20 protein-coding genes are annotated in these 19,781 nt (G+C 72.3%); 12 read left to right on the top strand and 8 right to left on the bottom strand.

Annotation, left to right across the window (positions count from 1 at the left end; translation table 11 throughout):
- Positions 1 to 39: 39 nt before the first annotated feature.
- The 5 genes from mtlA (at position 40) to ptsP (ending at position 5,249) form a co-directional block, all read left to right on the top strand.
- Entirely contained in the window at positions 40 to 1,146 is a 1,107-nt protein-coding gene (gene mtlA / locus FYW99_RS21890) for a PTS mannitol transporter subunit IICB (protein ID WP_150253918.1), read from the top strand.
- Positions 1,146 to 1,454: a PTS sugar transporter subunit IIB gene (locus FYW99_RS21885; RefSeq protein WP_061080716.1), complete on the top strand. Its 309-nt coding sequence runs from the start codon at positions 1,146 to 1,148 to the stop codon at positions 1,452 to 1,454. The genes mtlA and FYW99_RS21885 overlap by 1 nt, the downstream gene beginning before the upstream one ends.
- Positions 1,444 to 1,887 (top strand): PTS sugar transporter subunit IIA, encoded by a 444-nt coding sequence (locus tag FYW99_RS21880; RefSeq protein ID WP_150253917.1) that lies wholly within the window; start codon positions 1,444 to 1,446, stop codon positions 1,885 to 1,887. The genes FYW99_RS21885 and FYW99_RS21880 overlap by 11 nt, the downstream gene beginning before the upstream one ends.
- Before the next feature lie 65 nt (positions 1,888 to 1,952).
- Positions 1,953 to 2,993: a zinc-dependent dehydrogenase gene (locus tag FYW99_RS21875; protein WP_150253916.1), complete on the top strand. Its 1,041-nt coding sequence runs from the start codon at positions 1,953 to 1,955 to the stop codon at positions 2,991 to 2,993.
- A gap of 552 nt (positions 2,994 to 3,545) precedes the next feature.
- Entirely contained in the window at positions 3,546 to 5,249 is a 1,704-nt protein-coding gene (gene ptsP, locus FYW99_RS21870) for a phosphoenolpyruvate--protein phosphotransferase (RefSeq protein WP_150253915.1), read from the top strand.
- A gap of 589 nt (positions 5,250 to 5,838) precedes the next feature.
- Here ptsP and FYW99_RS21860 read toward each other — a convergent pair.
- Positions 5,839 to 6,078 (bottom strand): EF-hand domain-containing protein, encoded by a 240-nt coding sequence (locus FYW99_RS21860; protein ID WP_223839376.1) that lies wholly within the window; start codon positions 6,076 to 6,078, stop codon positions 5,839 to 5,841.
- Positions 6,079 to 6,299: 221 nt separating this feature from the next.
- Here FYW99_RS21860 and FYW99_RS21855 point away from each other — a divergent pair, with 221 nt between their 5' ends.
- The 5 genes from FYW99_RS21855 to FYW99_RS21835 all read left to right on the top strand — a co-directional run bounded on the left by FYW99_RS21855 (position 6,300) and on the right by FYW99_RS21835 (position 10,874).
- Positions 6,300 to 7,493, top strand: a complete 1,194-nt coding sequence (locus FYW99_RS21855) for a sensor histidine kinase (RefSeq protein ID WP_150253914.1) — start codon at positions 6,300 to 6,302, stop codon at positions 7,491 to 7,493.
- 150 nt (positions 7,494 to 7,643) lie between these two features.
- On the top strand, positions 7,644 to 8,258 hold the full coding sequence (locus tag FYW99_RS21850) for a response regulator (protein ID WP_394350373.1): 615 nt from the start codon (positions 7,644 to 7,646) through the stop codon (positions 8,256 to 8,258).
- Between the two features lie 202 nt (positions 8,259 to 8,460).
- Positions 8,461 to 9,363 carry an ABC transporter ATP-binding protein gene (locus FYW99_RS21845; protein ID WP_150253913.1) on the top strand — a complete coding sequence of 301 codons (903 nt, stop codon included), beginning with the start codon at positions 8,461 to 8,463 and terminating at the stop codon, positions 9,361 to 9,363.
- An 11-nt stretch (positions 9,364 to 9,374) separates the two neighbouring features.
- Positions 9,375 to 10,121, top strand: a complete 747-nt coding sequence (locus tag FYW99_RS21840) for an ABC transporter permease (RefSeq protein WP_317847006.1) — start codon at positions 9,375 to 9,377, stop codon at positions 10,119 to 10,121.
- Positions 10,122 to 10,124: 3 nt separating this feature from the next.
- A complete protein-coding gene (locus FYW99_RS21835; RefSeq protein WP_150253911.1) occupies positions 10,125 to 10,874 on the top strand; it encodes an ABC transporter permease in 750 nt (249 codons plus the stop codon).
- Positions 10,875 to 10,982: 108 nt separating this feature from the next.
- On the opposite strand, the gene FYW99_RS21830 is transcribed toward FYW99_RS21835, so the two are convergent.
- Positions 10,983 to 11,543 carry a GNAT family N-acetyltransferase gene (locus FYW99_RS21830; protein ID WP_150253910.1) on the bottom strand — a complete coding sequence of 187 codons (561 nt, stop codon included), beginning with the start codon at positions 11,541 to 11,543 and terminating at the stop codon, positions 10,983 to 10,985.
- Positions 11,544 to 12,085: 542 nt separating this feature from the next.
- Positions 12,086 to 12,733 carry a TetR/AcrR family transcriptional regulator gene (locus FYW99_RS21820; RefSeq protein ID WP_150253908.1) on the bottom strand — a complete coding sequence of 216 codons (648 nt, stop codon included), beginning with the start codon at positions 12,731 to 12,733 and terminating at the stop codon, positions 12,086 to 12,088.
- A 177-nt stretch (positions 12,734 to 12,910) separates the two neighbouring features.
- On the opposite strand from FYW99_RS21820, the gene FYW99_RS21815 reads away from it, so the two are divergent.
- Complete coding sequence (locus tag FYW99_RS21815) at positions 12,911 to 14,500, top strand: DHA2 family efflux MFS transporter permease subunit (protein WP_150253907.1); 1,590 nt, start codon at positions 12,911 to 12,913, stop codon at positions 14,498 to 14,500.
- Between the two features lie 336 nt (positions 14,501 to 14,836).
- Here FYW99_RS21815 and FYW99_RS21810 read toward each other — a convergent pair whose 3' ends face one another.
- The 3 genes from FYW99_RS21810 to argJ all read right to left on the bottom strand — a co-directional run bounded on the left by FYW99_RS21810 (position 14,837) and on the right by argJ (position 16,892).
- The gene (locus FYW99_RS21810) at positions 14,837 to 15,055 is read right to left on the bottom strand and encodes a hypothetical protein (RefSeq protein WP_150253906.1); all 219 of its coding nucleotides are present in this window, start codon (positions 15,053 to 15,055) and stop codon (positions 14,837 to 14,839) included.
- A gap of 86 nt (positions 15,056 to 15,141) precedes the next feature.
- Positions 15,142 to 15,447, bottom strand: a complete 306-nt coding sequence (locus tag FYW99_RS21805) for an AbrB/MazE/SpoVT family DNA-binding domain-containing protein (RefSeq protein ID WP_223839372.1) — start codon at positions 15,445 to 15,447, stop codon at positions 15,142 to 15,144.
- 284 nt (positions 15,448 to 15,731) lie between these two features.
- A complete protein-coding gene (argJ, locus tag FYW99_RS21800; RefSeq protein WP_150253905.1) occupies positions 15,732 to 16,892 on the bottom strand; it encodes a bifunctional glutamate N-acetyltransferase/amino-acid acetyltransferase ArgJ in 1,161 nt (386 codons plus the stop codon).
- 169 nt (positions 16,893 to 17,061) lie between these two features.
- Between argJ and FYW99_RS21795 the strand changes: the two genes are divergently transcribed.
- A complete protein-coding gene (locus FYW99_RS21795; RefSeq protein WP_150253904.1) occupies positions 17,062 to 18,093 on the top strand; it encodes a serine hydrolase domain-containing protein in 1,032 nt (343 codons plus the stop codon).
- A 171-nt stretch (positions 18,094 to 18,264) separates the two neighbouring features.
- Here FYW99_RS21795 and otsB read toward each other — a convergent pair whose 3' ends face one another.
- Positions 18,265 to 19,095 carry a trehalose-phosphatase gene (gene otsB / locus FYW99_RS21790; protein WP_150253903.1) on the bottom strand — a complete coding sequence of 277 codons (831 nt, stop codon included), beginning with the start codon at positions 19,093 to 19,095 and terminating at the stop codon, positions 18,265 to 18,267.
- Between the two features lie 281 nt (positions 19,096 to 19,376).
- A complete protein-coding gene (locus FYW99_RS21785; protein ID WP_013155209.1) occupies positions 19,377 to 19,661 on the bottom strand; it encodes a DUF3263 domain-containing protein in 285 nt (94 codons plus the stop codon).
- Between the last annotated feature and the right edge of the window lie 120 nt (positions 19,662 to 19,781).

Raw genomic sequence — 19,781 nt, 5'->3', positions numbered from 1 at the left:
GCGGGCTGCCCGCCCGTCGCACCTCCCAGGAGGTCCCCCATGACCACACAGCAGAGCACGGACAGACTCGCCTCGGTGCGCTCCGGAGTACAGCGCTTCGGAGGCTTCCTGTCGAGCATGGTGATGCCCAACATCGGCGCGTTCATCGCCTGGGGCCTGATCACCGCCCTGTTCATCCCCGACGGGTGGTGGCCCAACGAACAGATGGCCGCGCTCGTCGACCCGATGATCAAGTACCTGCTGCCGCTGCTGATCGCCTACACCGGCGGCGCGCTGGTGCACGACAGGCGCGGTGGCGTGGTCGGCGCGGCCGCGACCATGGGCGTGATCGTCTCCGCGGACATCCCGATGTTCCTGGGCGCGATGTTCATGGGGCCGTTCGCGGCCTACCTCATGAAGCACTTCGACCGGGTCGTCCAGCCGCGCATCAAGGCCGGCTTCGAGATGCTGGTCAACAACTTCAGCGCCGGCATCCTCGCGGCGCTCCTGGCGGCCCTGGGCGTCTACGCGGTCGGCCCGGTGGTGGAGCGCATCGCCGGGGGCCTGGGCGCGGGCGTGCAGTTCCTCATCGACCTGAGCCTGCTGCCGCTGGTCTCGGTCATCGTCGAGCCCGCCAAGGTGCTGTTCCTCAACAACGCCATCAACCACGGCGTCTTCACCCCGCTGGGTACGGCCCGCGCGCTCACCGACGGCCGCGCCATCGAGTTCCTCATCGAGTCGAACCCCGGCCCGGGCCTGGGCATCCTGCTGGCCCTGATGTTCTTCGGCTCCAAGGTCAGCCGCGCCACCGCGCCCGGCGCCGCCGTCATCCACTTCTTCGGCGGGATCCACGAGATCTACTTCCCGTACATCCTCGCCCAGCCCAAGCTGATCCTCGCCGCGATCGGCGGCGGCATGTCCGGCGTCGCGACCTTCATGATCCTGGACGCCGGGCTCATCTCCGCCGCCTCCCCCGGCAGCATCATCGCGATCATGGCGGTCACCCCGCCGGGGGGCCACCTGTCGGTCCTGGCCGGGGTCGTCGCCGCCACCATCGTCTCCTTCGTCATCGCCTCGTTCCTGCTCGGCTTCGGCCGGTCCGAGCGCAAGGTCGAGCGTGAGGAGAAAGCCCAGCAGGAAGCCGCCCAGAACCAGGAGAACAGCTGATGAGCAGTATCGAGGGCTCCGCCATCAAGAAGGTCGTCGTCGCCTGCGACGCGGGCATGGGCAGCAGCGTGCTGCTCACCTCGCAGCTGAGCAAGACCCTGTCCCCGCACGGCGTGACCGTCGAGCACTCCCCGGTCGACCGGATCCCCGAGGGCGCCGACGTGGTCCTGTGCCACGTCGGGCTGGTCGACCGGGCCCGGACCCGGGTGCCCGGCACCGTCGTGATCAGTTTCCAGATGTTCCTGGGCGACCCGGCGTTCGCGCGCCTGGAGCAGGCCGTGAAGAACGGGAGCACCCTTGCCGAGTGATCTGGCGCTGACCGAGGAGGCCGTGCGGCTGGGCCGCAAGGCCGCCGACCGGGCCGACGCCATCGACCAGTGCGGCGCCCTGCTCGTCGAACTGGGCGCCGTCGAACCCGGCTACGTGCCCGCCATGCACGAGCGGGAGGCCTCCATCCCCACCTTCGTCGGCGAGGGCGTGGCCATCCCGCACGGCACGGACGCCTCGCGGTCCCTGGTCAAGCGCACCGCGCTGGCCGTGGTCCAGTTCCCCGACGGGGTCGACTGGGGCGGTCCCACCGTCCACGTGGCCATCGGCATCGCCGCCTCCGGAGACGAGCACCTGGGTGTGCTGTCCTCGCTGGCGGGGATCCTCACCGACCCGGAGAAGGCGGCGCGCCTGCGCTCCGCCAGCACCACGTCCGACGTCCTCGAACTGCTCGGCCCGCTCCAGGACGGCTGAGCCCAACCGAACCACCCGCCGGTCCCCTGCCCCAGGGCCGGCGGGCCCACCAGAAAGGCCCGAACATGCTCGTCGCCCGCTTCTACGCCCCCGGTGACATCCGACTGGAGCAGGCCCCCGAGCCGACCGCCGGACCCGGACAGCTCAAGATCGCCGTCGTCAACTGCTCCACGTGCGGCACGGACGTGAAGATCTCCCGGCACGGACACCACCACATCCGTCCGCCCCGCGTGATCGGCCACGAGATCGCCGGGCGGATCGTCGAGGTGGGCGAGGGCGTCACCGGCTGGGCCGAGGGCGACCGCGTCCAGGTCATCGCCGCCATCCCCTGCGGCACCTGCGCGGAGTGCTCCGACGGCCGGTTCACCGTGTGCTCGCGCCAGGAGTCCATGGGCTACCACTACGACGGCGGCTTCGCCGAGTACATGATCATCCCCGAGTCGGTCCTGGCCGTGGACGGGGTCAACCGCGTCCCCGACAACATCGACCTGGCCGAGGCCTCCGTCGCCGAGCCGCTGGCCTGTGTGCTCAACGGTCAGGAGATCGCCGGGGTCGGCGAGGGCGACACGGTCGTGGTCATGGGCGCAGGGCCGATCGGCTGCCTGCACGTCCGGCTGGCCCGTGCCCGCGGCGCCGCGAAGGTCTACCTGGTGGACATCAACCGGGGACGCCTGGACATGTCCGCCGACATCGTCCAGCCCGACGCCGCGGTCTGCGGCGCCGAGACCGACGCCGTGGAGGAGGTGCTCCGCCTGACCGACGGCCGGGGCGCCGACGTGGTCATCACCGCCGCCGCCTCCGGGCGCGCCCAGGAGGACGCGCTGCGCATGGTCTCGCGCAGCGGCCGGGTCAGCTTCTTCGGCGGCCTGCCCAAGGACGCGCCGATCATCCAGCTGGACTCCAACGCCGTGCACTACCGGGAGATCTCGATCTTCGGCGCCAACGGCTCCAGCCCCGAGCACAACCGCCGCGCCCTGGAGCTGATCTCCTCCGGCGCCGTGCCGGTGGCCGACCTGATCACCGAGCGGATGTCCCTGTCCGACGTGCACAAGGCCATCGAGACGGTGGCCTCGGGCACCGCGATCAAGGTGACCATCCAGCCGTAGGGCGCGGTGGCGGCCCCGGGTGCGTGGGCGTGCGGCCGTTCGGGGACAGCGGCGGAGGGCTTCGCGTGTGCGGCCGGGGAGTGTACGGCCCCGGCCACGCGGGTCGTCCACAGGGACTGACCGCCCGGCCCTCCGCGGCGCCCCGGACCGGGACGGCCTTCGGAGCCACCCGGGCTCTCCCGGCTAGGGGAGCGGCCCCGGGACCCGGTTCCCGAGCCGTCCGCAGGGCTTTCGCACCCCGCCCCTCCCCGCGGTCTCGTGGACTGGGGAGAGGGCGGCCGCGGGGCCTGCCCGGTTGTCCACAGGGGCTACCGCCGCCCGCCTTCCTGCGGTTTCCTGGATACACAGAACTTCTGCCGGACACGCGACCCGCCCGTCATCTCCACCGCCCTCCACGGCCGACCTCCGGCCGCGGGCCTTCCGGCCCGCGCCCCCGTCGGCACGGTGGCGCCCGCGTTCCCCGTGCCCGGGGACGGGGCGCTCCGGCGGGGCACGAACCCTGACGGGCCCCGGCCACACCACCCCCGGCCCTTCCCGACGTACGGAGCGACCATGGCGAAGACCGAACCCCTCCCCGCCGCAGCCGGTGACACCCGGCTGACGGGTATCCCCGCCAGCCCGGGGGCCGCAGTCGGCCCGGTGGCGCGGATGGCCCCACCGCCGTCCCTGCCCGACCAGCGGCCCACCGTCGTCGACGCGGGGGAGGAGGCCGCCCGGGCGCGTCAGGCCCTGGAACAGGTGGCCGACCTGCTCGACAGCCAGGCCGCCGACCTCCAGGGCGAGGCGGCGGCCGTGCTGAGCGCCCAGGCGCTCATGGCCCGCGACCCCGAGCTCGCGCGCCGCGCCGCGGAGCGCACCGAGGCCGGGGACCCCGCGGCATGGGCCGTCCACGCGGCCTGCGGCGCCTACCAGGAGCTGCTCCAGGCGGCGGGGGGCTACCTCGCCGAACGCGCCGCCGACCTCGCCGACATCCGGGACCGCGCGACCGCCGTGCTCCTGGGCCTGCCGATGCCCGGACTGCCCGACCCCGGCGTCCCCCACGTGCTGGTCGCCGACGACCTCGCGCCCGCCGACACCGTCCAGCTCGACGTCGAGCGCGTGCTCGCCATCGTCACGCGTTACGGCGGACCCACCAGTCACACGGTCATCCTGGCCCGGTCGCTCGGCATCCCGGCCGTGGTCGGCTGCGCGGGGGCCGCCGAACTGCGGGACGCGACGCCGGTGGCGGTGGACGGTGACGCCGGGACGGTCGAGGTCGAGCCCGACGAGGGGCTCGCCGAGCGCATGCGCGAACGCGCCGAACGGCGACGCGCCCTGCTGGCCGGATCCACCGGCCCGGGCCGGACCGCCGACGACGTCCCGGTCGCGCTGCTGCTCAACGTCGGGGAGGGGGACCCCGGCAAGGCCGGTGCCCACGACAGCGAGGGCGTGGGGCTGCTGCGCACCGAGTTCCTCTTCCTGGAGCGCTCCGACCCGCCCACCGTCGAGGAGCAGACCGCCTCCTACACGGCCCTGTTCCAGGCGTTCGCCGGGCGCACGGTCACGGTGCGGACCCTGGACGCGGGCTCGGACAAGCCCCTGGCCTTCGCGCAGACCGGTCACGAGGACAACCCCGCGCTCGGCGTACGGGGCTTCCGGACCTCGCGTGTGCACCCCGGCCTGATCACCGACCAGCTCACGGCCATCGCCGCCGCCTGCCGGGAGACCTCCGCCAAGGTCCGGGTGATGGCGCCGATGGTGTCCACGCCCGACGAGGCGGCGGAGTTCGTCTCCCTCGCCCGCGAGGCCGGGCTCGACCAGGTCGGCGTGATGATCGAGGTACCCGGCGCGGCGCTGCTCGCCGACCGGCTGCTGTCGCGGGTGGACTTCGTGTCGATCGGCACCAACGACCTGGCGCAGTACACCATGGCCACCGACCGGACCCTCGGCGCGCTGCCCGACCTGCTCGACCCCTGGCAGCCCGCGCTGCTCCAGCTGGTGGGCACCGTGGGCGGCGCGGGGGAGCGGTCGGGACGTCCGGTGGGGGTGTGCGGCGAGGCCGCCGCCGACCCGCTGCTGGCCCTGGTGCTGGTGGGGCTGGGCGCGACCAGCCTGTCGATGTCCGCGCCCGCGCTGCCCGCCGTGCGCCACGCGCTGGCCCTGCACACCCACAGCGACTGCCGCAGACTGGCCGACCTGGCGGTCGCGGCCTCCAGCGCCGAACAGGCGCGCGAGGCGGTCAGGGCCGCCGCCCACCCGGAGGCGGTCGACCGCTGACGCCCACCCGGGAACGCCGTGCGCCCTCCCTCCCCACACCCCGGACACGGGAGGGCGCACGACCCCGGGGCCTCAGATCCCGTGCGCACGGGACAGGCGCACACCCGGCGACTCCGACGCCAACACACCGGGTCCACGAACAGGGGAGGCCGGACCGGCTCCTGGGACGGCCGAGGGGCACCGGAACGGTGGCGCACAGGGTGCGGTCGTCGCTCTCGTCCCACCCCTCGGCGACGTCGGAGCACAGCTGCCACTCCGGTTCCGGGCGGGGGCGGCCACGGCGGTGAGCAACAGTCCGGAGGCCGCGACCAGCGCGGCGCTTCGGGCAAGGGGCACGGGGGTTCTCCACCCAGACGGCTCTGTACGGGGTCCACCGTCCGTGGGCGAACGGTGGGAACCCTCCGCACGCTCCTGTCGACCGTTCCGCGCGTCTCCCCCGAATGGAGGAACCGACGGGCCTCCCATGGCGGGGGGGAGGACCGGGCCGACGGGCCTTGATCGGTTCCCCTCACCGGCTTTCGTCGAAGGCAGCCCGGTCCGGGACCGGCGCGCGCCCGGTACGCAGGGTCGGCACGGGGCGTCGGGGCCCTCAGGCCCCCTGCGTGCCGATCCGGACGAACTCATCCTGGCTGATGAGCAGGTCGTGGTCGGTGTCGACGTCGAGGGCGAAGGCGTGCAGCGCGCTCATGCGGTCGAGTCCCAGGTCCTGCTCGGCGTACACCAGCCACTCGTGGATGTTGATGGAGCCGTCCTGGTCCGTGTCGAGCCGGGTGAACAGGTCGCGTGCCTCCTGCTCGGTCGTGGTACTGGGCAGAAACTTCTCGGGCATGGTGATGTGCTCTTCTTCGTTCGTGGGATCGCCGAGGTGGAACCGTCGGCGGTACGTGTGCTCATCGTCCCACCGGAAGGGGCTGCTCCGTCGTCGGAGTTCCCGGGTGCCGTCTCTGCGGTGGCGCGGGTGCGACGTCCCCGTTCCGGAGCGGGCAGCCGGACCGAGGAACGCGCTCCGGGCAAGCGGCGGCCAGGAACCGGGAACGTAGACTCAAGCACATGTTCGGCAGAGTCCGGCGTTGGTCGCGGCGGCACACAACCCCCGTCGACGCGATCCAGGCGGCCCCGCTCCTGCTGCTGTGCCTCATGGCCAGCCTCAACCACGCCGACCCGGACTCCTCCGGCGGCGTCCCCCTGCCCGTCTACCTCGCCCTCACGCTCGTGCTCGTACTGCCGCTGGCGCTGCGGCGCAGGTACCCGCTGGCCGTGTTCGCGTTCCTCGCCCTGGTGGCGCTCCTGCACCTGGCCTTCGGCTTCGGCCTGCTCCTGGCCGACTTCGCCGTCCTCATCGGCATGTACACGGTGGCCGCGCACTGTCGGTTCAGGTGGGCGCTGGCCGCGCTGGCCACCGCCGAGGTCGGCCTGGCGCTGATGCTCGTGAGCCTGCCCCACGCTGACTGGGGTGACTGGAACGTGTTCGTCGTCTACACGTTCCTCATCATGCTGCTGTGGGTCACCGGCCTCTACACGAGCGTTCGCCGCAGCCACCTCGTCGGCCTGGAGGAGCGCGCGGAGTGGCTCGAACGCGAGCGTGACGCCCGTGCCCGGGCGGCGATCGCCGAGGAGCGGGCGCGCATCGCCCGCGAACTGCATGACGTGGTGGCCCACAACGTGAGCGTGATGGTGGTGCAGGCCGACGGCGCCGCGTTCGCGATCGACTCCGACCCTGCGCGGGCCAGGGGCGCGCTGGAGACCATCTCGGAGACCGGCCGGACCGCCCTGGCCGAGATGCGCGGCATGCTCGGGGTGCTCCGCGACGGCGAAGCCGAGGAGGAGTACGCTCCGCGACCCGGCGTCGAGCAGCTGGAACAGCTGTTCGCGCGGGTGCGCCGTGCCGGACTGCCGGTGGAGTCCACCGTGGAGGGACCGGCGCGCCCGCTGCCGACGGGAGTGGACCTCGCCGTCTACCGGGTGGTGCAGGAGTCGCTGACCAACACGCTCAAGCACGCCGGGCCGGAGGTCAGGCGCGTTCGGGTGCGGCTGCGCTACGGGGAGGACACGCTGGAGGTGCGGGTCCTCGACGACGGGCGCGGCGTGTCCGCGCCGGAGGCCGTGCGCCCCGGGCGGGGGCACGGCCAGATCGGCATGCGCGAGAGGGTGGCGGTGTACGGCGGCTCCGTACGGGCGGGACCGTGCGCGGGCGGAGGCTACGAGGTGGTGGCGTCGCTGCCGTTGCGTCCGGTCACCGCGTGAGCGATACAGAAGGGGAACACACCTGTGGGCACACCGGACGCCGGTGGGACGGGCATCGACACAGGAACCGGTACGGGAGGCGTCGGGAGGGCGGACGCCGTACGCGTCGTGCTCGTCGACGACCAGGAACTCGTCCGCACGGGCTTTCGCATGGTCCTCGACGCGCAGCCCGACATCGAGGTGGTCGGTGAGGCCGGTGACGGCGACACCGCGCTGGAACTGCTGCGGACCCTGGCGGCCGACGTCGTCCTCATGGACGTCCGGATGCCGCGCATGGACGGCGTGGAGGCGACGCGCCGCGTCTGCGCCGCGGACGGCGGCCCGCGGGTGCTGATCCTGACCACCTTCGACCTCGACGAGTACGCCTACGCGGCGCTGAAGGCCGGGGCGAGCGGTTTCCTGCTCAAGGACGCCCGGCCCCCGGAGCTGCTGTCGGCGATCCGCTCCGTCCACTCCGGCGACGCGGTGGTCGCCCCCAGCACGACGCGGCGGCTGCTCGACCGCTTCGTCGGCCACCTGCGCGCCGACGACGACGCCCCGCCCACTCCCGAGTCCCTCGGCGTGCTGACCCCGCGCGAGCGCGAGGTGCTCGCGGTGGTGGCCCGCGGACTGTCCAACACCGAGATCGCCGCCCTGCTGCACGTGTCCGAGGCCACGGTCAAGACCCACGTGGGGCGGATCCTGACCAAGCTCGACCTGCGCGACCGGGTGCAGGCGGTGGTGCTCGCCTACGAGACCGGCCTGGTCGGCGTCCGAGGGGCCTGAAGCGCTCCGGGTTCCCGCGCGACCGGGAACCGCTGGCCGCCAACCGGCGGGAGGCCGGGCGCAGGGCCGCTGTCCCCGACCTTCGGCGGGACGCGCCTACCCCCCGAGGGGCAGACCGGAGCCGGAGTCATCCCGGAGGGGGACGCGCAAGGTCATCCTCCGGCCAGACGACCCGCGGAGCCCCGGCGGACACGATGGATCCGTGTCTGCGATGATCACCACCCACGGCTTGGGCAAGAAGTACGGCGACCGCGCGGTCGTCGAGGACCTGGACCTGCACGTACCCGAAGGATGCGTGTACGGCTTCCTCGGCCCCAACGGGTCGGGCAAGTCGACCACGATGAAGATGCTCCTGTCGCTGGTACGCCCCACCAGCGGCGAGATCCACGTCATGGGCCGTCCCATGCGGCGTTCCACCCGCCGAGAACTCCTGGGCGGCATCGGTTCCCTCATCGAGTCCCCGCCCGCGTACGCGCACCTCACCGGCGGGGAGAACATGCGCCTGGTGCGGCGGCTGCTGGACCTGGACGACGGCCAGGTGGCCCGGGCGGTGCGCACCGTGCGCCTCCAGGGCCACCTAGACAAACGCGTCCGCGACTACTCACTGGGGATGAAGCAGCGGCTGGGGATCGCGATGGCGCTGGCCCGCGAGCCCCGGCTGCTGATCCTGGACGAGCCCACCAACGGCCTCGACCCCGCCGGTATCGACGAGATCCGTCGTCTGCTCACAGAGCTGGCCGAACGCGGGACCACCGTGATGGTCTCCAGCCACCTGCTGGACGAGATCGACCGGACGGCCTCCGTGCTCGGCATCCTCAGCGGCGGCCGCATGCTCTTCCAGGGCACGCGGGACCAGCTGCTCGCGCGGTCCACCCCCGACGTGCTGATCGACACCACCGAACCCGGACGGGCGAGTGCCCTCACCGCCCAGTGGGGCGCGGTCCGCGACGGCGGCGCCGTGCGCCTGCCCGGACTCGACCACGGGGCCACGGCACGTGTGGTGGCCCACCTCGTCGGCGAACACGTGCCCGTCCACGGCGTGCGCCGCGACGCCCAGTCCCTGGAGGACGTGTTCATGGACCTCACCGGAGGGCAGGGCCTGTGATCGTCCGTGCCGTGGCCAACGAGTTCGCCAAGATGCGCCGCCTGCGCGTGGCGCCCGTCGCGGGCGTCATGGTGGTCGGGGTGGTCGCGCTGTCGTGCGCGGCCGCGTTGGGCAACCCGGGTTTCCTGGAGTCTGTGGACGACCCCTCCGAACATCCCTGGCGGTGGCTGCTCGGGGGTATGGCGCTGGCGGTGCCGCTGGTCTCGCCCATCCTGCTGGCGGTACTGGCGAGCCGACAGGTGGACATCGAGCACCAGGGAAACGGCTGGCTGCTCTCCCAGACCTCGGGGCTGACACCCGGACACCTGTGCCGGGCCAAGTTCGCGGCCACCGGTGCGGTCGTGGTGGCGGCCACCCTGGCCCAGAGCGGCCTGGTGGTGGCGGTCGGCCTGGCGCTGGGCATCACGGTGGCCTTCCCGGCCGGGCAGTGGCTCGGCTACACCGCCGCGGCCGTGGTCGTGAACCTGGTGCTCCTCGCGTTCCACCTCCTGCTGTCGGCGCGCGTGGGCAACCAGCTGGTGGGACTGGGCGTCGGGGTGCTGGGCGTGTTCGTGGCCCTGACCAGCACGGGGGCGCCCGCGTGGCTGGCTCACCTCCTGCCTCCGTGGGGGTACTACGCGCTGGTCACGCCCGTCGGCGCCCGCGGGTCCGGCATGGTCTCGCTGGATCCCTCGCACCTGAGCGTGGTCGCCCTCGGAGCCGCGGTCGGCCTCCTGTTCATGCTCGTCACCCGCCTGTTCGACCGTCAGGAGGCCTGAGCCATGGGTTCGGTCCGAGCCGAGTTCCTCAAGCTGAAGCGTTCCCTGAGCTGGGTCGTGGTGGTGCTCCTGCCGCTGCTGGCGGTGCTCACCGGAGCGGCCAACACGGTCGTCTCCGGTCAGCCGCTCGAAGAGGACTGGCACACCCTGTGGTTGCGGGTGGTGGTCTTCTACGGCCTGTTCCCCCTGGCCATCGGCGTGGCCGTGCTGGCCTCGCTGGTGTGGCGGGTCGAGCACCAGGGCGGCAACTGGAACGCGCTGATGGGCCGGAAGGTGTCGAGCCTGCACGTGGTCCTCGGCAAGACGGTCGTGCTCGCGGTGCTCGCGGCGGCGATGCAGGCGGTGCTGGTGGCGGGCGTCATCGCCGTGGGCAAGCTGATGTTCGCGCTGCCCGGGACGCTGCCGCCCCGGTACCTGCTGGTCAGCGTCGTCATCGTGCTGGCGTGCCTGCCCGTGGCGGCGCTCCAGTCCGGACTGTCGATGCTCATGAGGTCCTTCGCCGCCCCCGTGGCCGTGGCGCTGCTGGGGGCGGTCACGGGGGTGCTGCTGTTGACGCTCCGGCTCGAACCCGTGGCGGTGGCCGTCCCGTACGGGCTGCTCAGCCGGGCGACCCAGCTGGGCACCGGGATGTTCGCGGATGCCGGGACCGTCACCACCGGTCTCGTGGCCGCCGTCGCGGCGGTCTCCCTCGGCCTCACGGCGGTGCTGACCGCCGGGGCCTCAGCCGTACTGGACCGTCGCGACATCCGCTGACGGTGCGGGCGGTCGGCGGACCCGGTTCTCCCGGTCGCCCGCACCCCGGTCGCCCGCGCGCTGGTGGATGGGCGGTCTGCCGCTGAGCCGTCCCGGGCGCAGCAGGTGTCAGGAGGACCGGTGCTGTGCGCGCCATTCCGGGGCGAGCACCGACCAGACCTCCATGTCGTGGCGCTCGCCCCGGTAGACGTAGCTCTCCCGCAGCACGCCGTCCCGCGTCATGCCGAGCCGCCGGGCCACGGCGATGCTGGCCTCGTTCGCCGACGAGGCGTGCCACTCCACACGGTGGATGCCCCGCTTCTCGACGGCCCAGTCGATGATCCGCCGCACGGCCCTGGTCACCAGTCCGCGTCCCGCGGCTGACGGTTCCAGCCAGCAGCCCGCCTCGGCGGTGCCATGCGTGAGGTCCATCGTGCGGAAGAGGACGCCGCCGAGCAGCCGCTCACCCGACCAGATGCCGTAGATGCCGCCGGTGTCGGTCGCGGCCTTCTCCGCGTACGAGCGCAGGTAGGTCCGGCTCGACTCCAGGTCGACGATGACGTCCGGGAGCGCGATGTAGCGTCCGATGAACTCGCGCCCCCGGTCGATGTTGGCCAGGAACTCCTCGGCGTGCCGGGGTTCGAGCGGGCGCAGTTCCGCGCCGTCCACATCCAGGGGCAACGCGAACATCGCCAACCTCCACAGACAATTCCGTACACATGGTGGACGGGATCATCCCATGGCGGTGTGGTCGGACTCCGCTGAGGGTTTCGCCCATGGGGTTGGGCTGGCCTGGCCTGGACGGTTCTGTGTGCCGCGACCGCGACCCGTCCCCGAACGGCGGCCTGCCTTCGCACTGCGGCCCGCATCCGCGCTACGGCAGCGACCTGTTCCTGAGCCGCGTCCTGATCCCCGATGCGCGGCGTTCTACCCCGAACCCGGATCACACGGCGGGCGCACTGGTCCGCCCCTACATGCCTCCGCTGCCACGGGTTCCGGTCGGTGACCTGTTGGCCGCGCCGCCTTCCGCCGCGTTCACGGCTTCTGCCATGGCCACAGCTTCCGCCACAGCGATGACTTCCACCACAACCAGCACCTCGGCCGGAGAGTTCGACGAACCCCGGGACCGGGTGCGCCTCTGGTGCGCCCTGTACGGCTGAGGCTTCCCATGTGAACCAAGGGGAGGGCCCGCGAGGCTGTGTAGCCGCTCAGTCGCTCAACCGCTCAGCCGCTCAGCTTCGCGGGCCCTCCCAGCGGCCGCCGACCACCTCGGGCACCAGGTCGAACCTTTCGAGGAACGCCTGGACCAGGTCCTCCACGTCACTGGAGCCGGACACGCACCACGCCTGGTGGCCGCTGTTGAGCACGGACAGGAACACCGAGGCCAGGACCCCCGGGCGCGGGTCTGTGGCCGGGTCGACACCGGTGCGCTCGCCCAGCGCCCGGGCCAGCCGCTCCTGCCTGCTGTGGCAGTAGCGCATGTTGACCTCGATCAGTTCGGGGCTCTCGGACACCAACCCCATGGCGCTGCCCTGGAGGTGGAGCATCTCGCGTTCGAGGTAGGCCCAGTGGTCGAGCATCGCGTTGCGCAGCGCGGTGAACGGCGACTCGTCGGCGGGACGGGCGAGCAGGGCGGCGAACAACTGCTCGTCGATGTCCTCGACCGCCTCCAGGACCACGTCCTCCTTGGAGCCGAAGTAGCGGAAGAACGTGCGCTGGGAGACCCCGACGCAGGAGGCGATCTCCTCTGTCGTCGTCCGCTGGTAACCGTTCTCGTGGAACAGGCGCAGCGCCGACTCCATGAGGGACTCGCGCAGCCGGGCCTTCTTGCGCTCGCGCAACCCGAGTTGCTCCCCCGGTTCGGCACTCGTCGTGCTCATGGACGTGCCTCCGCATGTTGGCTCTGCCCGCTGGTCTCGGCCCTGTCGACCGAGGTCTGACGAACGAGGATACCGTGTGAAACAGATTACGTCAGCGACTGACAAAACGCACTTGCTGCAAAGAGTCAGCGGCCGACATAATCATGCGGACGACGACATCGGCACGCAGGGGGAACCATGACCGCACAGACCGTCCCGAAGGCTGCTCCGGAACCGGGGGCGGCGCGGAAACAGCGCTGGACGGAGAGCCCCTGGGCGACCCTGGTCGCCATCGCCTTCGGTGTGATGATGGTGGCGCTGGACGGCACCATCGTGGCCGTCGCCAACCCCGCGATCGGCACGAGCCTGGGCGCCTCGCTGGCCGAGCTCCAGTGGGTCACCCACGGCTACCTGCTCGGCCTGGCGGTCTTCCTGATCACGGCGGGCAAGATCGGCGACCGCTTCGGCTACCGCAACACCTACCTCGTGGGCGCGGTCGGCTTCGTCCTCAGCTCGGTCGCGATCGCGCTGTCCGCCGGTGTCATCATGCTCGTCGCCTTCCGGGTGCTGCAAGGGATTTTCGGGGCGCTGCTCCTGCCCTCGGCGATGGGCCTGCTGCGCGCCAGCTTCCCGCCCAGCAAGCTCGGCCGGGCCTTCGGCGTCTTCGGCAGCCTCATCGGCGCCGCCACGGCGGGCGGCCCCATCCTGGGCGGCGTCCTGGTCGGCTCCCTCGGCTGGGAGGCCGTCTTCTACATCAACGTCCCGGTGGGCGCGGTCGCCCTCGGGCTCGGCCTGTGGCTGCTGGCCGCCAACAAGCCGACCGACGCCGGGAGCCGGATGGACGTTCCGGGCATCGTGCTGCTGAGCATCGCCATCTTCGCCCTGGTGTGGGCCCTGGTGGAGGCGCCCAGCGTGGGCTGGGGCCACCCCGTCACACTGGGCTCGCTCGCCGTCACGGCGGTGTTCGCCGTGGCCTTCCTCGTGTGGGAACGCCGCGCGAAGCAGCCCCTGCTCCCGCTCGGCCTGTTCGCCAACCCCTCGGTCTCCATCGGCGCCGTCCTGACGGTCGCGATGGCGCTGAGCCTGATGGGGTCGCTGTTCTTCATCACGTTCTACCTCCAGGGCGTGCGGGGCATGAGCCCCGCCCAGACGGGCCTCCAGCTCATCTCCATGACCGCGCTGATGGCGGTCACCTCGCCGATCGCGGGCCGGATCCTGGACCGGGTCGGCGCCCGGCCGCCCACGACGGCGGGTCTGCTGCTGGCGGCGGCGGGCATGTTCATGCTGTCGCTCCTGGGGACCGACACGGGCGTGCTCTACATCTCGGCCGGGTTCGTCCTGCTCGGCATGGGCCTGAGCCTGATCATGACCGGCGCCACCGCGGCGATCATCGGCAACGCGCCCGTGCGGTACGCCGGTGTCGCCTCGGCCGTGCAGCAGGCCGCCATGCAGCTGGGCGGCTCCCTCGGCACGGCGGTCCTGGGCGCGGTCATGTCCGCGACGATCGTCTCCACCCTGCCCGGCCACTTCGCCGCGGCGGGGCTGGCCGAACCCGCCGCCGAGGAGCTGGCGGACATGCAGAGCGTCGTGGCCCAGGGCGGCGCGGTGCTGCCCGAGGGCGCGACCCCGGAGGTCGTGGCGGCCGTGACCGAGGCCAGCAACCTGGCGTTCATGGAGGGCCTACAGTTCGCCTTCACCATCGCGGCGGCGGTCATGCTGGTCGCCGCGGTGCTGTCGCTGTTCATGCGCTCGGGCAGGATGACCGACGGCCCGGCCGTCCACATCTAGCCGGGAGCGGGATCCGGTCCGGTACTCGGGAGCGCCGGACCGGGTCTCCGGCGGTGTCGGGCTGAGAGCGTGGGGGAACTGGTGACTCTCCAGTCCCGGGGTGAGCCGGACCGGATCGCGGGCACGCTGATGCCGCACGGGTTCGCGGGCACGCCCATGCTGCTGGAGGCCGTGGGCCCCCTGTATCCAGGAAACCGCGAAAGAAGAGGCGGCACCACCCCCTGTGGACAAGGGTGATGCCGCCTCCGCTGTGTCGCCTCCGCCGTGCGGTCCCGGCCGCACACCGCCGGGGGAGTGGGGCGTGACGGGAGTTCCTGCGTCGTCCGGCCCCCGGGGTCAGGGCGGCCCGGGGTTGAAGACGGCGTGTGTGCCCACCCGGCGCCAGATCACGTGCGGCTTGCCAGGGAAGCGCTCATCGCCGTACTCCCACGTGGCACGCCCGTCGGGAGCCCAGGTCATCTCGTAGACCCCCGGGGCGCCCTGCACACCCTTGACCCGCAGACCGGGACGGAACTCTCCTTTTTGCGCGTCGGGCGCGAACTCGGTGGTGACCACCTTCCGGAAGCGCTCCGCCTGTTGACGGGTCAGTTTCTTGAAGTCGGCCCGGAACCGGGGGGTGGTGGCGAACGTGGCCAGTGTCCTCAGCGCTCCTCGTCTTCCAGAGCGTCGAACATCGCCTCCGCGTCCTCGAACTCCTCGGTTCGGCCCGCGGCGATCTGCTCGCTGGCCTCATGCTCGCCCCGCTGCCAGTCGCTCTCCCAGAACCACGCCTGGTCGGCGGGTACCGAGGTCATGCCCCTGAGCGTGACCTGGCCGTTCTCCGCGATGGCGAACTCGACCTCGTCGCCCTCGCGGATGTGGAGGGCCTCGGCGATCTCGCGGGGCAGGGTGACCTGGTTCTTGCGACGCATCACCGCACGCCGACGTCTCGCCTTCGTCTCGCCCATGGGTGTGGTCCTTCCGGCTGGGGTGCCTGTCCAGGGGTTTCCCGTCCCCGAAACAGGGCGCTCGTGCCCCGGGCTTCCGGGGTCACGCTTCCAGAATGGCTCCAATAGTCGGAGAGTTCAACTTTCCTACTGGAGATTTGCCGATCGGACGCCCAAGCAGAGAAAGAAAGAGGCGGCACCACCCCCTGTGGACAAGGGTGGGGCCGCCTCCGCTGTGCACGGCGCCGCCGACCGCGACCGACCGACCTGGCTGTCCGAAACCCCTCCGGGCCCGGACCGGCGGCTCAGGTCGTGTAGTCGGCGTTGATCCGGATGTACCCCTCGGTCAGGTCGCACCCGTAGGCCGTGAAGGCGCCGTCGGCGATGCCCAGGCCGACGCCGATCACCACCTCGTCGCCCTTCATGTGCTGGGCGGCGCGCTCCAGCACCCCGTCCGTGGCCTCCGCCGGGTAGGTCTCCACGTCGCCGAAGGAGATCCGCACGTTGCCGGGGAGGATGTCGGTCTCCTCCTCGCACTTGCCGACCGCCATCGCCACCCGGCCCCAGTTGGGGTCCGCGCCGTGCACGGCGGTCTTCACCAGCGGCGAGTTCACCACGGCCTTGGCCACCCGCTTGGCCTGGGCGTCGTCGCGCGCGCCGGTCACGCGCACCTCGATCAGCTTGCTGGCGCCCTCGCCGTCGGAGGCGATCATCCGCACCAGCTTCAGGGCCACCTCGTGCAGCGCCGCCTCGAACTCCGCCGCGTCCACCGGCCCGGCCAGCCCGTTGGCGAACACCGCCGCCGAGTCGCTGGTGGAGGTGTCGGTGTCGATGCTCAGCGCGTTGAACGTGCGGTCCACCACCCGGCGGAACACCTCGTCCAGCACCGGCTGCTCCAGCTCGGCGTCGGTGAAGAACCAGGCCAGCATGGTCGCCATGTTCGGCTCGATCATGCCGACGCCCTTGGCGATGCCCGTCAGCGTCGCCCCGCCCACCGTCGCCGAGGCGGTCTTGGGCCGGGTGTCGGTGGTCATCATCGCGGCGGCCGAGCGGTCCAGGTCCGCAGGAGGGAACTCCGCGGGCAGCGCGTCCAGGTAGGCGCGGACCTTCTCGATCGGGTACGGGCGGCCGATCACGCCGGTGGAGGCGACCAGCACCTCCTCGGGCGGCACACCCGCCGCCCGCGCCACGCGCTCCTGGAGCTCGTGGGCGTGGCTGTCGCCGACCCTGCCCGTGGCCACGTTGGCGTTGCGGGCGATCACCGCGACCCCCCGCGCGCTGCCGTCGGCCGCCGCGCTGCGGCTGAGCAGCACGCTGGGACCGGCGAACCGCGACCGGGTGAACACGGCGGACACGCGGGCGGGGACCTCCGACACCACCGCGAAGAAGTCGTCGTTGGGGTCCTTGATCCCGATGTTTCCGGCCACGCCGCGGAAACCTGCGGGCACGGGGGTCTGGCTGCTCATCGTCCTCCTCGGGGCTTCTCCGGCGCCAGACTACTCCGCCGTGTGCCGTGGCCCTCATTACGGCTGCGACCTGCGAGGGTTTCGTCCTGTGCACCTCCGGGACCCGTGTGACAACAACCTGATAACGGGGTATCGCCGGAAGACGAGACCATCCGGGGGGAGGCGTGTTGTGCGTGATGGTGACTGGCTCACGGAGACAGGGGCGCGGATTCGGGGCGTCCTGAAGGTGATGGTGGACGCCGGGTGGCTGCCCGGCGGAGCCGCCGTGATCGGCACCGGCGGCATGTGGGAGTTCGTCGCCGTCGGCCGGATCGACGGCGAGCACGACACCGCCCCGGACGTGGCCTACGACGTCGCGAGCCTGACGAAGGTCATGGCGACCTGGCCGCTGGTCGGCCAGGCGGTCGCCGAGGGGATCATGGACCTGGACGCCCCGATGTCGGAGTACCTGGACGTGGACCACCTCCCCGGCGCGGAGATCACCACGCGGCAGATCCTCACCCACACCGCCCGCCTCAACCCGGTGACCTGGCTGGAGAGATACGTGGGCACCGACCAGGACCTCGCGGAGGCCATCCTCGCCGACCCGCTGGAGGAACCGGGCTACGCCTACGTCGACCGCGGGTTCATCCTGCTCGGCATGCTCCTGGAACGCCTCTACGGCACGGGCCTGGACCGGCTGGCCCGCGACCTGTGGGAGCAGATGGGCATGCGCTCCACCGCCTTCGGCCCCCTGACGCGTTCGCCCGGTGTGGCGCCCACCGAGTGCCGCATCCCCGGAGCCGCCCCCGCCTGGGGGGTGGTGCACGACGAGGCGGCCGCGCTGATGGGCGGCGTGGCGGGGCACGCCGGGGTGTTCAGCACCGCTATCGACCTCGGCGCGTTCACCCGGGAGATCCTGCGGATGCACGACGGCGGACGGGGGCCGGTGCCGTCCTCCTACGTGCGCACGAGTTGGCAGCCGCACGTGGACGCGGGGGCGCGGCTGTGGCGCGGCCTGGGTTGGCTGGTCACCCCGGAGGGGGTGGTCTACCACAACGGTTTCACCGGGACGAGCCTGTTCATGCACCCGCAGAGCGGCCGGTACGTGGGCGTGCTCACCAACGCCGTGCACTACGGGCGCCACCGGACCGGGCTGGTGGACCTGCGGTCGGCCGCGCGGTCGGCGCTCACGCCGCAGGCGCACGAGTCCTCGTCCTGAGGCGGGTGGTGACGGCGGCGGGTGTTGGGAGCGCGCCCACGCGCCGGACGAGAGCGGGGACGGACACGGGTGCGTCGGCGGGGAAGCCCACACGCCACACCGTCTCCGGTCAGCGCATCAGCGCGTCACGCCCCGGAGGTTGTCCCACCTGAAGGCGCCGTGCCGGGGGCGTCACGCCCCGGAGGCGCCGCGGATCGCGTCGGCGAGCTCGCCCAGGAGGTCGGCCAGCCCCGCGGGACCGGAGACGACCAGGTCGGCGGCGTCGGCCACGGCGGTGACCTCGTCCGAGGACGAGCACACGTTCAGGCCCTCGACGCCCTGGGACCGCAGTCCCACCACGGCGTCGAACGCGGGCAGGTCGCCGAGGTCGTCACCGGCGTAGAGCACCGCGCGCGGACCCGCCTCGGCGACGAGCGCGGTGAGCGCCGCGCCCTTGTCCACACCCAGTGGTCGGAGCTCGACGACCATCCGACCTGGCTCCACCTGGAGGTCCGACCGCCGGGCCAGTTCGCTCAGGGCGGGCGTGAGCAGGGCGAGCGCGCCGTCCGGGTCTGCGGTGCGCCGGGTGTGCACCGCGAGCGAGCGCCCCTTGTCCTCGATCCAGGTGCCCTCCGGGGCGCCCAGATCGTCGAGCAGACCGGGCAGCTCCTCGCGCACCACCTCCACGCCGGGCGGCGCGGGGACGGCGGCCACGCGGCCGTCCTCCCAGCGCTCGGCGCCGTAGTGCCCCAGCACGGTGATGCCGGGCACCCGGTCCAGGCCGCCCAGCCGCACCGCCGTCTCGGCGGGGCGGCCGGTGACCACGGCGACCGAGCCGATGAGCCCGGCCAGGTCGGCGAGCACGTCCACGATCCCCGGGTAGGGGGCGGACGTGCGCGGGTCGGCGACGATGGGCGCGAGCGTGCCGTCGAAGTCGAAGGCGGCCAGCGCCCGCTCGGGTGCGGCGAGGAAGGCGTCGAGCGCGGTGCGTCCGGCGTCCGTGCTGGGTTGGGGCAGGGACATGGAGGGCCTTTCCGGTGGGGCCGCGGGTGCGGGCCGGGCGGGACCGCCAGACTACCGACGCGCCCCGGCGCCGACGGGACTCCGCCGCGTGTGTGACGGCTGTCTCGCCGGATGTCCGTGCGGTGTCGGGTGCGCGGTCGGCCTCGTGGGACGCGACGGCGCCGCCGCTCTCCGTCGCGGGGGTGGCCCGGACGGGAGGCGCCGGCGAGACCGTGTGGACGGTGTCGTCACCGGGGCGCGGGGTGGGTACGAGTGACCCAAAGAAGAGGGCCGGGAAACGTTCAGAGCTGGATGCCCAGCTGGCGTGCGTTGCGTTGACGGCGGCGGTCGGCGCGCAGCCGACGCAGCCGCTTGACGGTCATCGGGTCGAAGGCGAGGGCCTCCGGTCGTTCCACCAGCCCGTTCAGCAGCTGGTAGTAGCGGGTCGCGGAGAACCCGAACTCGTCACGGATCGCCTGTTCCTTTGAGCCCTCGAACTTCCACCACTGGCGTTCGAAGGCGAGGATGCGCTGCTCGCGCTCGGCGAGGGCCGACTGACCGTCTTCGGTCGGACCGATATTCGGCATGGGACACCCCCTGGACGGGAAATTGGTTTGTCCGGATCGGCCCGACTCATGCTAGCGACTCGACATGCCGGATGAGGAGCCGAAACCGCAGGACTGGCACCAGGGATACAGTTACGTTTT

This window comes from Nocardiopsis deserti, assembly GCF_008638355.1.
Taxonomy (GTDB): domain Bacteria; phylum Actinomycetota; class Actinomycetes; order Streptosporangiales; family Streptosporangiaceae; genus Nocardiopsis; species Nocardiopsis alborubida.
The sequence above is the reverse complement of the archived record's forward strand: the minus strand, read 5'-3'. Positions and strand labels throughout refer to the sequence as shown.